This window comes from Mycobacterium sp. E3247 (assembly GCF_001667785.1).
In the GTDB taxonomy this organism is placed as follows: Bacteria; Actinomycetota; Actinomycetes; order Mycobacteriales; family Mycobacteriaceae; genus Mycobacterium.
The window spans coordinates 1-15017 of record NZ_LZJG01000497.1 but is presented as its reverse complement, the minus strand read 5'-3'; the positions used below and the strand labels follow the sequence as shown (position 1 = coordinate 15017).

The following is a 15017-nucleotide window of genomic DNA, read 5'->3' as shown; positions in this document are numbered from 1 at the left end:
ACCCCGTTGTAGGTGACCTTCGAACCCGGATCCATCACCAGCCCGGCCCGCGACGCCAACATCGTCAACTCGGTCTTCGGTGTGAAGCCGCCGCGGAACTGCACGTAGACCAGGGTGAAGACGAGGGCCAGGATCACCAGCACGGCGACGGCGATCCACCGGTACGGCGGGAGCCGCTGGGAATTGATCTGCGCCGGGGAAGACGTGGTCACCAGCGCCCCTCACCTCTGCGCCGCGTCCCGGTGCCGCGGCGGAACCTCCCCCTGTCAGGGGCTCTGTACACACATGCAATAACGAAGACCACAGGAATGTACCTTGGCGGCCGCTTTTCATGCGAACCGCCGTTCGCAGAATCACAGTCCGGCCGAGCGGACGAACCCGGCGGCGGCCGGACGGGGAGAATGGCGGTGCACCAATCCAATCGGCAAACGGCTCGCGCGCCCGTCAAAGATCAGTGGCCGCCGCGACGGGGATCCGGCCGTCTAACCGGCGGCGCTCTCGCGATGGAAAACCGGGGTCTTCTGCACCGCGAGCGCCGTCCGACGCCGCAGGAATTGCTGAAAATAGTCGCTGCGATCGGGCTGCAGGATTCCGTTCAGCAGCAGGGTCCAGCACTTCTGCAGGTCGTGCAAGAACCGCTCCGGCTCGTCCAGACTGCTCGCTTTGCGCAGCCCCATGTGGAGGGACAACATCATTCGCCCCACGTCCTCGGGGGCACAGCCTTCGGCGATGTCGCCCTCACCGATGGCCTGTTCGACGACCGCCGCCAAGTCCTCGATCCATTGGTCGAACAGATCCTGATGCGGTCCGTCCGATTGACCCACCGACTCGACCAGGTTCAGCGCCGCCCGGAACCGATCCGACTTGATGTCTTGGACCGCCACCAGGAACGAGAAGTCGATCAGGGTCTCCAAACCGGAAAGACCCCGGGTCAGCAGGTCTTGCACGGCGGCCGTCACCGCGGTGGTCTGCTCGTCGATGACCGCGAGCGCCAACGCGTGTTTCGACTTGAAATGGAAATACAGCGCGCCTTTGGTCAATTGGGCCTGGGCGAGAATGTCGTCGAGGCCGACCTCGTGATAGGACCGCCGCGCGAACTGATGCGAGGCCGCCCGAATGATCTGTCGGCGGGTCGCATCGGCGGAGGGGCTTGCCATGGCTAGGGCGTTCGCCCGGGCGATGCCGCGGACGGCGGAGATGCGCCCGCGGGTGCCGTACGGTGTGCGGGTTCGTCGATGGTGGTCGTCATGGCGTCGTGTGGTTCGTCACGACAGTCGCCTCCCCGCGCCGGTAAAAGCCAAGCGATCCAACGGTAACCGCTCGAGCGGCGGTTTGGCGTCACCTCCACCCGTACTTCTCCTCCCGCTACCCGAATGGGTGGCGGAGTCTGCGCAGACGCCGGTGCGGCCCGGGTCACTACACTGAGCGCTACGTGAGGGCCCGGGCTTGAGGCGAGGCGATGGGGATGGCTACGGGAGCGCAACCGAGGCAGGTCGTGGCTACCAGGGTGCAATCCCCCGCCTACGACGACGGGTTGGTCGCCCGCGCGCGGCTCATCGAGCTGCTGCGGTCCGGCCGCGCCAAGCGGCTGGCGTTGATCCACGCCCCGGCCGGGTTCGGCAAGACGACCCTGGCCGTGCAATGGCAGCGGGCGCTCCAGGCCGACGGGGTGCCGGTGGCGTGGCTCAGCCTGGACCGCGACGACAACGACGTGGTGTCCTTCCTGGCGCATCTCATCGAGGCGGTTCGGCGCGTCGAACCGTCGCTGGCCGCCAACCTGAGCGAACTCCTCGAACAGCACACCGGCAACGCCCGGCGTTACGTGCTCGCCGAACTCGTCAACCGGATCGCCGAATACCGCCGACCGTTGGCGGTCGTGTTGGACGACTGGCACCTGATCGAGAACGTCGACACCGCAGGGGCATTGGAGTTCCTCTTCGACGTCGGGTCCGACAATCTGCACCTGATCATCACCAGCCGGACCCGTGCGCCGGCCGTGGCCAAGTTGAAGGTACGCAACCAGGTCATCGAGATCGACAGCGCGCAGCTACGCTTCGACCGCGAAGAGTCCGCGGCATTCCTCGGGCTGAATGCCCTGGGGCTCAACGACGACGACGTGCGCCGACTGTGGTCGAGCACCGACGGCTGGGTCGCCGCCCTGCAACTGGCGACACTGTCGCTACGGAACAGCGAAGATCCCTCGGCGCTGATTGCCGCCTTCTCCGGCCGGCACAGTTCCATCGGTGACTACCTGGCCCAAAACGTGCTCAACGCGTTACCGGCCGACCTGCTCCGGGTCCTGCTGACCACCTCGATCTGCGATCGCCTCTGCGGCGAACTCGCTTCGGCGCTCACCGGTCAGCCCCGGGGGCAGTCGATCCTCGAAGAACTCGAGCGCCGCAACATGTTCCTGCGGCCCCTCGACGACAACCGCGAGTGGTTTCGCTACCACCATCTGTTCGCCGACCACCTGCGCCGGCGACTGGAATGCGATCATCCCGAATGGGTAGTCGACCTGCACCGCACCGCGTCGGCCTGGTTCGCCGAGCGCGGGCTGCTCGGCGAGGCGGTGACGCACGCGATGGCCGCAGGTGATGCCGCCGGGGCGGTGGAACTGGTGGAACGCCAAGCCATGTCCCTGGTCGAACACAGCCGGATGGCCACCCTGCTCGGGCTGGTCAACAAGCTGCCGAAGACGTCGCTGGCCGGCAGGCCCAACCTGCAGATCGCCATCGCGTGGGCCCACTGCCTGCTGCACCGGGCCCCGGAGGTGCAGGTGGCGCTGAACCACGTTCGCTCCGCCCTGGCCCCGGCAACCGATGACGTCAGCGCGGGCATACTCGGCGAGGCCGACGTGGTGCAGGCCTGCACCGACGTGTACGGCGATCGCATCGACCGCGCCGCCGCCCTCGTCGCGCCCTACCTGGTGGAGAACCCGCCATACCGGCCATTTCTGGTGGCCGTGTCCGCCAACATCGCCACCTTCGTCGACATCCATACCTTCGCCTATCAGAGCGCGCAGGCACGCCAGCGATGGGCCAACGCCTTTCACGAGACCGCGGGCGGCCCCTTCGCCGGCGTGTACGGGCGATGCTTCGCGGGCCTCGCCGCGTTCGCCCAACTCGACCTGACGACCGCCGAGAGCCGCTACACGGAAGCCCTTGTGCTGGCCCGCAACGAAGCCGGCCCACATTCGCACGCGGCCCGGCTGGCGGGTGCGCTGCTCGGCAGGCTGCATTACGAACGCGGTGAAATCGACACGGCCGAACGGCTGTTGGAGCGGTGCCACGAGCTGGGCGCCGAGAGCGGTGTCGTCGACTTCATGATCGCGACCTACGGCACACTGGCCCGCATCAAGGTCCTGCGCGGGGACATCGATGACGCGATCTGCGTGTTGGACGAGGGATACATTGCGGCCCAACACCTTTCCCTGCCCAGGCTGTCGGCCGCGCTCGACTACGAGTGCGTGCGTCTGCACCTCGCCTTAGGCGACACCCCTCGCGCGCAACACACCCTCGACCGCCGGGGCGGCGGCACACCGGACGGGGTGGACGGCATCGGCATGGCCACCCGGCACTACCGGCTCGGCATGCAGGCGCAAATCTGCTGTGCCGGAGGCGACTACGGCGCAGCCCACGATCTGCTGTCCCGGATGCATCACGAAAGCGCCGCCGCCGGATGGCGTTACGCCGCGGCCGTCAGCACCATCGAACTGGCCCGGGTGCTTTGCCTGACCGGTGACACCGAAGCCGCGGCCGAAACGCTGGCGCCCGTGCTGCTCCTCGGCGCGGAGGCCGGACTGCTGCGCACCATCGTCGACGCGGGGCCGGAGATCCTGAAAATCGTCGGCGCTCTTCGCGATGCCAGTCGCACCCGCCACTGGCCGGCCACGCTTCCCCAGGTCCCGCCCGAGTATCTCTCGCGATTGTTGGCCACCGCCCACGCCGACGCGAAGAACGCGGCCATCCCCGTCATCGCCCGCGCCGATGACCGCGCCCCGACGCCCGAGGAACCGCTGAACGCTCGCGAACTCGAGGTACTGCGGCTCCTGGACCGCGGCCTGTCGAACAAGCAGATCGCCCGGAATCTGGGGGTCACCATCAACACGGTCAAGTGGTATCTCAAGGGCATCTACATCAAGCTGGGCGCCACCAGGCGCGGGGAATCGGTCTCCGAGGCCAGGCGACGAGGGCTGCTGCCCTAATCGGTCGCATTGCGTTAGCGTCGTCGGAGTGACCCTCAACGACATCGCACTGACCACCCTCGATGGCCGGCCGACCACGCTGGCCGAATTGTCCGACGGCGCAACGCTGGTCGTGAATGTGGCCTCCAAGTGCGGACTGACCCCGCAGTACACGGCGCTGGAGAAGCTGGCGAAGGACTATTGTGACCGCGGCCTGACGGTCGTCGGCGTCCCCTGCAACCAGTTCATGGGCCAGGAACCGGGCACGGCCGAGGAGATCCGGGAGTTCTGCTCGACGACATACGGGGTGACGTTCCCGCTGCTGGCGAAGACCGACGTCAACGGCGATGACCGCCACCCGCTCTACGCCGAGCTGACGAAAGCCGCCGATGCCGCCGGCCAGGCCGGAGACATCCAGTGGAACTTCGAGAAGTTTCTCATCTCGCCCGGCGGTGAGGTGGTCCGCCGGTTCCGCCCCCGCACCGAGCCCGACGCCCCCGAAGTCATCAGCGCCATCGAGGCCGTGCTGCCCCGTTAGACGGCGGCACGAACCTCCGAGGTCGGTGCGGCTAGCCGTCGGCGGGCTCGCTGATTGATTCTCGCCGTCCCGATGCACAAAACCGATCGAAACCGGCTCCGTTTCGCCCTCACAGATCGGGCAACGATGCTCGAGTGGCCGAAAGTCCTCCGCCGTGGAGTACATCGCCCCTTCTTTGCTTCGGTCGCACCGGAGCAATCTGGGAGCATTCAACATCGACCGTGGGAGGTCATCATGTCGGGAGGTACCGTCGCTCGCGTCAACATGCTGGTCACCTTCGTCCTCGACTAGAGCCGGAGGCAACCATGTCAACGAAGACCAAGGTCACCGCGCTCGATCACGCAATCGATTCCGCGCACACCTGGATCAACGATGTCGCGAAGGAGTTCGAGACCGAGGATCGCGAGTTCGCCTACCGAGTCCTGCGAGCCTGGCTACATACCCTGCGTGATCGGCTCACTGTAGAGGCGAGCGCTCATTTTGCGGCACAGCTCCCCGACTTGATCAGGGGAATTTTCTACCAGGGATGGAACCCCGATGCCGTACCCGACAAGTACGACGCCCACGCTTACACCATCAGGTTCGCGCGCGAGGCGAATATCGCCCCCGACGACGTTCGCAAAGCCGCTGCAGCCACGACCGCGGCCGCCTTGCACCATCTGCCGGTCGCCCAGATCGACAAGGCCCTGGGTCAGCTCCCCATAGAAGTTCGCAAGATACTGCAACCCCAGCACTGAACTTCGCGCGTCATGCAATTTCTCATCGCCTAACGACAGATACGGGGAAAAGAATGCCGGGGCACGAAACCCATCGTGGCATCTTGGTCGGCGTTGACGGATCAGCCTCGTCGATGGCGGCGGTCGACTGGGCGGCTCGCGATGCTGCGATACGCAATGTTCCGCTCACACTCATGCACGTCATCGCACCGGTCGTCCCGGCGGTTGCGCCGTGGCCGGCGATCCCGATTCCTCAAGACTATTTGGAGCGCCAGGACGACAAAGCGCGACGAATTCTCGAAGACGCACGCAAGGTGGTCGCCGACAGCGCCGCCGACCATGGCCCGCCGTTCGTGTACAGCGTGGTGGTACATGGCCCCACCGTTTCCACGCTCGTCAACGAGTCCAAGATTGCGGACATGATGGTCGTGGGATGCCGGGGCGAAGGCGCGTTCAGCCGGGTCCCGTTCGGCTCGGCCAGCACCGGCCTTGTGAACTATGCGCATTGCCCGGTCGCGGTCGTCCATGATGAGGCCCCTCCGCGCCCGCAGGCGCCGGTGCTGGTGGGAATCGATGGTTCGGCCGCATCAAAACTGGCGGCGGAGATCGCCTTTGATGAGGCCTCTCGCCGGGGTGTGGAGTTGGTGGCACTGCATGCGTGGTCGGACGTCAGCCTCTCGGAAGTGCCGGGTCTGGATCTCGAGATGATGGAAGTGCAGGCGCAACAGGCGCTCGCCGAGTGGCTCGCCGGATTTCAGGAGCGCTACCCCGATGTCGGGGTGCGACGTGTGGTGGTGTGCGATCAGCCGGCTCGCCAACTTATCGAGCACTCGGAGTCCGCACAACTCGTCGTCGTCGGCAGTTACGGTCGCGGCGGATTCGCCGGCATGCTGCTGGGCTCGGTGAGCACTGCCGTCGCGCGCGCGGCGCAATCGGTGGTGATCGTCGCCCGCGAGCCGTAGCGTCCGGCGCTACCCGGGCGTTAGGGCCTCTACCTGGGGATACAGCCCTACGCTGCGGTGCCTCGAGCCGCGTTCCAGCGGACTAACGCCTCACCGTTCGCGGTGGTCGCCGGTATATCCCGTATTTGCTTGTCCACCAACCGATTAAGTTGCTCATTGGCCACCCATGGTCGCCGTGGCACGAAAACGGCCCCCGGAATTACTCCGGGGGCCGTTTCACCTGGTAGCGGGGACAGGATTCGAACCTGCGACCTCTGGGTTATGAGCCCAGCGAGCTACCGAGCTGCTCCACCCCGCGTTGGTGAATGCCAGGTTACCGAACCGGCATCACGGCGACCAAATCGCACGGTCAGGGACCTCCCGGCGGCGAGATTGCCGCCATGGTCGCGGACGGTGCGGTGAGTACGACCATGACGGCAATCTCGGCGGAGGGCGCTTATTCCGGCCAGCCGTTGTTGAGGATCTTGTCGACGAAGTCGACGCGCTCGAAGGCGGGATCGAAGTGTGCGAGCACGTCGGCGTTCATGGTCCCGGCGGTGGTCCGCGGGCGGTGCTTCATGCCGTCGTTGAAAGCCGCGAGGATGCGGTTCTTGAAATCGGGTCGCGGGTGGGCGGTGGTCACCGCCGCGAGCTCGTCGGGGGCCAGCTGCTCGCGTCCGATCCCGACCACGTCGACCTCAACCCCGGCCTGGAGCAGGGCGACCTCGGGCGTGAGGAACTCGGGGACGCCGGGAGTGGTGTGCAGGGCTATCCCGAGCCACACCTTGTCCGCCTCGACCTCATCGACGCCGCGCGCCGTCAGGAAGTCCCGGGCCGCGTTCGCGCCGTCGACCTCGAAGCGGACCGTCGAGCTGCCGTAGCGCCCGGTGAGCCCGAGGTCGTGGAACATCGCGCCCACGTACAGCAGCTCCAGATCCGCTTGCAGCCCACGGCGCAGACCCTGCAGGGCGCCGAACAGGAACACCCGGCGCGAGTGGTTGAACAGCAGGTCGTCCTCGGCGTCGCGGATGAAGTCGGTGGCCTCGCGCGCCAGCGCCGAGTCGGGGATGCGGATGCCGGCGATGGTTTCGAGCGATTGAGTGGTCATGACCGTTAGTCTGCGACGGCGCACGCTGGCCGACCGCGGGCGTTCGGGCCGTCCTGTCCACAGAAAGCGACACAATGTCCTACGTGTCCGAAGCCGGAACGCGTTCGCGGGTGGTGGTGATCGTCGTCTTCGACGACGTGACGCTGTTGGACGTCGCGGGGGCCGGCGAAGTCTTCGTCGAGGCCAACCGGTTCGGCGCCGACTACCGGCTCAGGATCGCGTCCGTGGACGGCCGGGACGTGACCACGTCACTCGGGACCCCGTTGGGTGTCACCGACCGCATTTCGTCGATCGAATCCGCCGACACCGTCCTCGTCGCCGGCAGCGACCACCTGCCGGGGCGGCCCATCGACCCCGCGCTCGTCGAGGCCGTCCGATCATTGTCGGCACGGACCCGGCGGATCGCTTCAATCTGCACGGGCTCGTTCGTCCTCGCGCAGGCCGGCCTGCTCAGCGGCCGGCGCGCGACTACCCACTGGAACGAGGCGCGGTTGCTGGCCCGGGCCTTCCGTGACGTCATGGTGGAGCCCGACGCGATCTTCGTCCGCGACGGCGACGTCTTCACCTCGGCCGGGATTTCGTCGGGCATCGACCTGGCGCTGGCGCTGGTCGAAATGGATCACGGGACCGAACTGGTCCGCAACGTGGCCCGGTGGCTGGTCGTCTACCTGAAACGGGCCGGCGGACAATCACAATTCTCCGTGCTGGTCGAGGCCGACCCACCGCCCCAGTCGCCGCTGCGCGCAGTCATCGACGCGGTCGCGGCCGACCCGGCCGCCGATCACAGCGTGAAATCCCTTGCGGCCCGGGCGTCGCTGAGCACCCGCCAGCTGACCCGGCTCTTCCAATCCGAGCTCGGCATGAGCCCGGCGCGCTACGTCGAACTGGTGCGCGTCGACTTCGCCCGGGGCGCACTGGAATCCGGCCGGTCTGTCAGCGAGACCGCGGGCATGGCCGGCTTCGGCAGCATCGAAACGCTGAGGCGGGTGTTCGTCAACCACCTGGGCATCAGCCCGAAGGCCTATCGGGAGAGATTCCGGACGGCCGGAATGGCCGGGGCCTGAGGGCTATTTGGTGTTGTTGTACTTGGTGATCGCGTCGTCCAACCGCTGCAGCGCGGCCCCGTAGCCGGCGAAGTCGCCCTTCTTCTGCGCGTCCTTGGCCGCGCCCAGCGCCGCCTGAATCTCTTGCAGCGCGGCGGCTTTGGCCGGTGACAGGGTCACCGACCCGTCCGGCACCGGCGGAACAGCCGCCACCGGCGGCGGCGCACCCGGTGCTGCGGCCGGCGGGGGCGGGCTGGCCGGCGGGGCCTGGGGGCCGCCGGCCTCGGTGGGCTGAATGTTCGTGGCGGCCGCGCCCGCGCCGGGACCGAACAGACCGGTCAGCGCGTCGCGCACGGTGGGGCCGTAGCCGATCTTGTCGTTGTACATCATCGCCACCCGGATCAGCCGCGGATACGACGACGCGGCGTCGCTGGCCCCCGGGGAGGCGTACACCGGTTCGACGTACAGCAGGCCACCCTGCCCCACCGGCAGGGTGAGCAGGTTGCCCCAGCGGATCCGGTTCTGGTTGTCGCGCCCGATCACGCCGAGGTCCTGGGACACCGCCGGATCGGTGGTGATCGCGTTGTTGGCCAGCTTGGGCCCGTTGACCTGGCCCGGGATGGTCAGCACGGTGATCCTGCCGTAGGTCGCCGGGTCGGAGCTGGCGCTGATGTAGGCCGCCAGATAGTCACGCTTGAACCTGTTCATCGCGCTGGTCAGCTGATACGAAGACGAATTGTCGTTCTTGGCAATGTTTTTCGCCACGATGTAATACGGCGGCTGATAGCTGCTGGCGGTCGGGTTCGGGTCCAGCGGCACATCCCAGAAGTCCGAGGTGGAGAAGAACGTCACCGGATCGTTGACGTGGTATTTGGCCAGCAGCATCCGCTGCACCTTGAACAGGTCCTCGGGATAGCGCAGGTGCTCGGCCAGCTCGGGGGTGATGTCGCTCTTGGGCTTGACCGTGCCGGGGAAGACCTGCATCCACGCCTTGAGCACCGGATCCTGCTCGTCCTGCTGATACAGCGTGACGGTGCCGTCATAGGCGTCCACCGTGGCCTTCACCGAGTTGCGGATGTAGGAGACGTCCTTATTGGGGGCCAGCTTGTTGAAGGCCACCTCGTTGGAGTCGGCGGTGGCCGATTCCAGCGAGGTCAGTTCGGAATACGGGTAGTTGTCCAGGGTCGTGTAGCCGTCGATGATCCACACCAGTCGCTTGTTGACGATCGCCGGGTACACCGAGCTGTCGGTGGTCAGCCAGGGCGCCACCGCCTCCACCCGGCGGGCCGGGTCGCGGTTGAACAGGATCCGGCTGTTGGAGCCGATCACGTTGGAGAACAGGAAGTTTCGCTCCGCGAACTTGGCGGCGAACACGCTGCGCGACAGCCAGTCGCCGACGGGCACTCCCCCGAGACCGGTGTAGGTGTAGTTCTTGGTGTCGGCGCTGGTCTCGTAGTCGTACTCGCGGTCGGCACCGTTGCGTCCGACGATCGCGTAGTCGGCCGACGTGTTGGAGATGACCGGGCCGTAGTAGATGCGCGGCTGGTCGAGCTGCGCCGGGCCGTCGGACACCACGTTGCCGTTGGCGCCCACGACGTTGACCAGGAATTCGGGATAGCCGCCGTTCTGGTTGGGGTCGTTGGCGATTCCGCGCACCGTGTTGGCCGGCGAGGCGATGAACCCGTTGCCGTGGGTGTATACGGTGTGCCGGTTGATCCAGTCCCGCTGGTTGTCGATCAGCCGGTCGGGGTTGAGTTCGCGGGCCGCGACGACGTAGTCGCGCAGCGAGCCGTTGCGGTCGACGTACCGGTCGATGGACAGCTGGTCGGGGAAATAGTAGAAGTTCTTGCCCTGCTGGAACTGCGTGAACGCCGGGCTGACGATCGTCGGGTCGAGCAGCCGGATGTTGGAGGTGGTCGCCCGGTCGTCGGCCACCTGCTGGGCGGTGGCCTGGGTGTCGCCGGCGTAGGTGCGATAGGTCACCACGTCCGAGGTCAAGCCATACGCCTGCCGCGTCGCGGTGATGCTGCGGCCGATGTACTCGCTTTCCTTCTGCGCGGCATTGGGTTTGACGCTGATCTGCTCGACGATCAGCGGCCACCCGGCGCCCACGATCAGCGACGACAGCAGCAACAACACGAGGCCGATCGCGGGAATCCGCAAGTCGCGCAGGACGATCGCGGAGAACACCGCGCCCGCGCAGATCAACGCGATCGCCATCAGGATCAGCTTCGCCGGCAGCACCGCGTTGATGTCGGTGTACCCGGCGCCGGTGAAGGGCTTCCCGCCGCGGGTGTGGGACAACAGCTCGTAGCGGTCCAGCCAGTACGCGACCGCCTTGAGCACCACCAACAGCCCCACCAGGGTGACCAGCTGGATGCGGGCCGAGCGGCTCAGCGCGCCGGTGCGGCCCGACAGCCGGATGCCGCCAAAGATGTAGTGCGTCAACAGGTTGGCCACGAAGGCCAGGAATACGGCGACGAACAGGTAGCTGAGCAGCAGCCGGTAGAACGGCAGGTCGAACGCGTAGAAGCCGAGATCCTTGCCGAACTGTGGGTCCCGGATGCCGAAGTCCCCGCCGTGCATGAACAGTTGGATTCGCACCCAATAGCTTTGCGCGACGATGCCGGCCAGCAGGCCGATCGCGATCGGCACCCCGATGCCGACCAGCCGCAACCGGGACAGGACGACGGCGCGGTAGCGGGCCACCGGGTCGTTGTCGTTGCTCGGCACGAACACCGGGCGGGTGCGGTAGCCCACCGCCAGACCGGCGAACACGATCCCGCCCACCAGCAGACCGGCCACCAGGAAGACCACGAAACGGGTGACCAGCACGGTCGTGAACACCGAGCGGTAGCCCAGCTCGCCGAACCACAGCCAGTCCACATACGCGTCGATCAGCCGCGGACCGGCGAGCAGCAAAGCGATCACACCGAGTGCGATCAGGATCAGAATCCGGCTACGCCGGGTCAGCTTCGGCATCCGTGCGGTGGGCCGCATCCCCACTGGCTACGCTCCCTGCTCGATTGATCGACGGTGACAACTCTACGCATCGGGCGACCTGCGATCCCGGCCGTGCTTTCAGCAGCTCGGCGGCTGCCCCCCCGACGTGACCGCGTGCAGCGCCTCGACCGCCTGGCCTAGGGTCTCCACCTTCACCAGGCGCAGGCCGGACGGGTTGTCCGAGTTCGCCTCGTAACAGTTCTTGGCCGGCACCAGGAACACGGTCGCACCGGCCGCGTGGGCCGCGACCATCTTGTGCGTGATGCCGCCGATCTGGCCGACCTTCCCGTCGGCCGAGATGGTGCCGGTCCCCGCGATGAACTTCGACCCGGCCAGGTCACCGGTGGTCAGCTTGTCGACCACCGCCAGGCTGAACATCAAGCCGGCCGACGGGCCGCCCACGTTGGCGAGGTTGAAGTTGACCACGAAAGGCGCCCAGGGCGCGGTCAGGACGGCCACACCGAGGAAGCCGTAGTCGCGGTCCTTGTTCGCGCCGAGCGTAATTTGCGTGACGCCGGCCGGTTCGTTCTTGCGCCGGTAATCGATCGTCACCGTCTGACCGGGTTTGGTGCCCTTGAGCAGCCCGGTGAACTGCTCGACGTCGGCCACCGGGGTGCCGTTGACGGCGTCGATGGCGTCGCCGTCCTTCAGCTTGCCCGCCGACGGGCCCGGATCGGTGACCTTCGCGACGGTGACCGCGGCCGGGTACTTGAGGTAGCCCAGGGCGGCGTACTCGGCGCTGTCCTCGGAGTCCTTGAAGTCCGCGTTGTTGGCCTTGTCGACCTCGTCCCGCGACTTGCCCGGCGGGTAGATCAGGTCGCGCGGGACCAGCTGCTCCTGGCCGGAGAGCCACAGCGTGAGCGCCTCCCCAAGGGTCAGCTCGTCGCGCTGAGAGACCGTGGTCATGTTGAGGTGCCCGGTGGTCGGATGCGTCGCGGCGCCCTCGATCGCCACCACCTGCTTGCCGTCGACCTCGCCGAGCGTGTCGAAGGTGGGGCCGGGGCCCAGCGAGACGAACGGCACCGTCACCACCGCGAGCAACACGCCGAAGACCAGGATCGGCACCAGCGCGACCATCAAGGTCAGAATCCGCCTGTTCACGCCGATCACACTAGACGGCGCCCGACGCGCCCGGTTCAGCCACAAGCTGACCCGAGACCGCCCCTCGGGTTCCCGCGGTGAGTACCGTTGACGGTATGGCTGACCTGCCTTTCGGCTTCTCCCCCGGAGAAGACCCCGACAAACCCGGGAAGAAGGACCCCCACTCGGGGTCCGGCGGCTCCGATCCGTTCGGGGCGTTCGGGATGGGCGACCTGGGACAGATCTTCACCCAGCTCGGTCAAATGTTTTCCAGCGCCGGCACCGTGATGGCCGGCGGCGAGCCGTCGGGACCGGTCAACTACGAGTTGGCGCGCCGGGTGGCGACCAACTCGATCGGGTTCGTGGCGCCGATCCCGGCCACCACGCAGTCGGCGATCGCCGACGCGGTGCACCTCGCCGAAACCTGGCTGGACGGCGCCACCGCGCTGCCCGCGGGCACGAGCAAGGCGGTGGGCTGGACTCCGGCCGACTGGGTCGACAACAGCCTCCAGACGTGGAAGCGGTTGTGCGACCCGATGGCGCAGCAGATTTCGACGGTCTGGGCGTCGTCGCTGCCCGAGGAGGCCAAGAGCATGGCCGGCCCGCTGATGGCGGTGATGTCGCAGATGGGCGGCATGGCGTTCGGCTCCCAGCTGGGGCAGGCGCTCGGCCGGCTGTCGCGCGAGGTGCTGACGTCGACCGACATCGGCCTTCCGTTGGGGCCCAAGGGCGTCGCCGCCATCCTTCCCGACGCCGTCGAGTCGTTCGCGGCCGGACTCGAGCAGCCCCGCAGCGAGATCCTGACGTTCCTGGCCGCACGGGAGGCCGCCCACCACCGGCTGTTCAGCCACGTGCCCTGGCTCTCGAGCCAGCTGCTGGGCGCCGTCGAGGCCTACGCGCGCGGCATGCAGATCGACATGAGCGGGATCGAGGAGCTGGCCCGCGACTTCAACCCGGCGACGTTGTCCGATCCGGCTGCCATCGAAAACCTCTTGGGACAAGGCGTTTTCGAGCCCAAGGCGACACCGGCGCAGACGCAGGCGCTGGAACGCCTCGAGACGCTGCTGGCGTTGATCGAGGGCTGGGTGCAGGTGGTGGTGACCGCGGCCCTGGGCGACCGCATCCCGGGGGCGGCCGCGCTCAGCGAGACGCTGCGCCGCCGCCGCGCCACCGGCGGTCCGGCCGAGCAGACGTTCGCGACCCTGGTGGGCCTGGAGCTGCGGCCCCGCAAGATGCGCGAAGCCGCCGCCCTGTGGGAGCGCCTTACCGAGGCCGCCGGCGTGGACGCCCGCGACGCCATATGGCAACACCCCGACCTGTTGCCCGACGCCGAGGACCTCGACGAGCCGGCCGGCTTCATCGACCGGGTCATCGGCGGTGACACCAGCGGCATCGACGAGGCGATCGCCAAGCTGGAGGAGAACCCCGAGGACCCGGGCCCCGGTCCCGTGCAGAACTGACCGCGCCATACCACGAAACACCTGCCTCACAAGGTGATTCGCGCATAGTTCACGCACTGTTCCCCACGTCTACGGGTAGCGTGCGCGATGCTTGGCAAAGGTCGATCGGGTCGGCCCGGTGCACTACGCTAGCAACGCGATGCTGGCTACGGACGGATCGATTGAGGTGGGGAAATGCGAACACAACCAATCTTCGCTGCGGGGCTGGCGGTAGTCGCCCTGGCCTTCAGCGCAGGGCTCGCGCAAGCGGATCCTGCCCCGGACCCGAATGACCCAGGCAACATAGCGAACTGGCCGTGCGGCGTGACGGTCGGACCGGTAACCACGACGAACGGAACGGTCATCGGCATACGCGGCGGCAAGCCGTGCCCACCGCCGCCGCCGCCCGCACCGGCCGGACAACCCTGACGCTTACGGCCAAGGTTGACGGCGACGCGATCCCGCGTTGGTCCTGTGGATAACTGACCGGGCCCATCGCCTCCGGCGTGGCACAGTGCACCCGTGTCACCGGTTCCCACCTATGCGCTGGACCCGGCCATGCCGGTGCTGCTGCGCCCCGACGGCGCGGTGCAGGTCGGCTGGGATCCCCGCCGGGCCGTGCTGGTGCGCCCCCCGGGTGACCTGGCCGCGGCGGAGCTGGCCGGCTTGCTGCGGTCCATGCGGTCACCGATGCCGCTCTCGGAGTTGCGCCGCCGGGCCGCCGACCGCGGCCTGCAGGACGCCGCGGCGCTGAGCGACCTGGTCGCCCGGCTGGTCGGTGCGGGCGTCGCCACCGAATGCGCGACGTCCCGCGGCCGGGCGCCGTCCATCCGGATCCACGGCCGCGGACCGCTCTCGGAGCTGCTGGTCGAGGCGTTGCGCTGCTCGGGCGCACGGATCGCCCACAGCAGCCAACCGCACGCCGCCGTGTCGGTCGGCGCCGTCGACCTGGTAATCGGACAGCAC

The 15017-nt window shown here is 67.6% G+C and carries 10 protein-coding genes, 1 tRNA gene and 2 pseudogenes; 7 read left to right on the top strand and 6 right to left on the bottom strand.

Annotated features, from left to right (window positions below; genetic code table 11):
* Together A9X04_RS25015 and A9X04_RS25010 are read right to left on the bottom strand one after the other, a co-directional pair.
* A pseudogene (locus tag A9X04_RS25015) lies at positions 1-188 on the bottom strand (MCE-family protein MCE1A); the annotation flags it as partial.
* A gap of 294 nt (positions 189-482) precedes the next feature.
* On the bottom strand, positions 483-1157 hold the full coding sequence (locus A9X04_RS25010) for a TetR/AcrR family transcriptional regulator (protein ID WP_067926542.1): 675 nt from the start codon (positions 1155-1157) through the stop codon (positions 483-485).
* 338 nt (positions 1158-1495) lie between these two features.
* Here A9X04_RS25010 and A9X04_RS25005 point away from each other — a divergent pair, with 338 nt between their 5' ends.
* The 4 genes from A9X04_RS25005 to A9X04_RS24990 all read left to right on the top strand — a co-directional run bounded on the left by A9X04_RS25005 (position 1496) and on the right by A9X04_RS24990 (position 6399).
* Complete coding sequence (locus tag A9X04_RS25005; protein WP_231985814.1) at positions 1496-4204, top strand: LuxR C-terminal-related transcriptional regulator; 2709 nt, start codon at positions 1496-1498, stop codon at positions 4202-4204.
* 28 nt (positions 4205-4232) lie between these two features.
* On the top strand, positions 4233-4721 hold the full coding sequence (locus tag A9X04_RS25000) for a glutathione peroxidase (protein WP_067926541.1): 489 nt from the start codon (positions 4233-4235) through the stop codon (positions 4719-4721).
* Between the two features lie 305 nt (positions 4722-5026).
* Positions 5027-5458, top strand: coding sequence for a DUF2267 domain-containing protein (locus A9X04_RS24995; RefSeq protein ID WP_067926538.1), 432 nt, complete (start codon positions 5027-5029; stop codon positions 5456-5458).
* A 53-nt stretch (positions 5459-5511) separates the two neighbouring features.
* Positions 5512-6399, top strand: coding sequence for a universal stress protein (locus A9X04_RS24990; protein ID WP_067926535.1), 888 nt, complete (start codon positions 5512-5514; stop codon positions 6397-6399).
* A 221-nt stretch (positions 6400-6620) separates the two neighbouring features.
* Here the strand turns inward: A9X04_RS24990 and A9X04_RS24985 are convergent.
* Both A9X04_RS24985 and A9X04_RS24980 read right to left on the bottom strand, forming a co-directional pair.
* Positions 6621-6697 (bottom strand) — tRNA-Met (locus A9X04_RS24985).
* Positions 6698-6835: 138 nt separating this feature from the next.
* Positions 6836-7486 carry an HD domain-containing protein gene (locus A9X04_RS24980; protein WP_067926532.1) on the bottom strand — a complete coding sequence of 217 codons (651 nt, stop codon included), beginning with the start codon at positions 7484-7486 and terminating at the stop codon, positions 6836-6838.
* A gap of 74 nt (positions 7487-7560) precedes the next feature.
* Between A9X04_RS24980 and A9X04_RS24975 the strand changes: the two genes are divergently transcribed.
* Positions 7561-8550, top strand: coding sequence for a GlxA family transcriptional regulator (locus A9X04_RS24975; RefSeq protein ID WP_197509387.1), 990 nt, complete (start codon positions 7561-7563; stop codon positions 8548-8550).
* Between the two features lie 3 nt (positions 8551-8553).
* On the opposite strand, the gene A9X04_RS24970 is transcribed toward A9X04_RS24975, so the two are convergent.
* Positions 8554-11535, bottom strand: coding sequence for a UPF0182 family protein (locus A9X04_RS24970; RefSeq protein WP_067926529.1), 2982 nt, complete (start codon positions 11533-11535; stop codon positions 8554-8556).
* A 75-nt stretch (positions 11536-11610) separates the two neighbouring features.
* A complete protein-coding gene (locus A9X04_RS24965) occupies positions 11611-12633 on the bottom strand; it encodes a PDZ domain-containing protein (protein WP_067926526.1) in 1023 nt (340 codons plus the stop codon).
* Positions 12634-12710: 77 nt separating this feature from the next.
* Between A9X04_RS24965 and A9X04_RS24960 the strand changes: the two genes are divergently transcribed.
* Both A9X04_RS24960 and A9X04_RS24955 read left to right on the top strand, forming a co-directional pair.
* Positions 12711-14072, top strand: coding sequence for a zinc-dependent metalloprotease (locus A9X04_RS24960; RefSeq protein ID WP_197509385.1), 1362 nt, complete (start codon positions 12711-12713; stop codon positions 14070-14072).
* Between the two features lie 537 nt (positions 14073-14609).
* Positions 14610-15017: pseudogene (locus A9X04_RS24955) on the top strand (cyclodehydratase); the annotation flags it as partial.